1 pseudogene is annotated in these 305 nt (G+C 86.2%); it reads left to right on the forward strand.

The window, feature by feature from the left end:
• Window positions 1–305, forward strand: a pseudogene (locus AC5Y7D_RS30965) (hypothetical protein); the annotation flags it as partial.

Raw genomic sequence — 305 nt, forward strand, 5'->3', positions numbered from 1 at the left:
GGCAGCGGCGGGCGCGGCGCCGACAACACCAGCACCGCCGCCCCCGGACAGCAGGGCGCCGCCGGCGGCAACGGCGCCGCCGGGGGCACCGGCGGCAGCGGCGGCGCCCCCGGGGCCACCAACGGCGGCACCGCCGGCCAACACGGCGCCGGCGGCCAGGGCGGCACCGGCGGGGCCGGCGGCACCGGCGGGGTCGGCGGACGCGGCACCGACGCCACCCCCACCACCACAGCCACCGCCGGCGGCCAGGGCGGCACCGGCGGCACCGGCGGCGCGGCCGGACTCGGCGGCACCGGCACCACCCC

The organism is Mycobacterium sp. NGS49 (genome assembly GCF_059812565.1).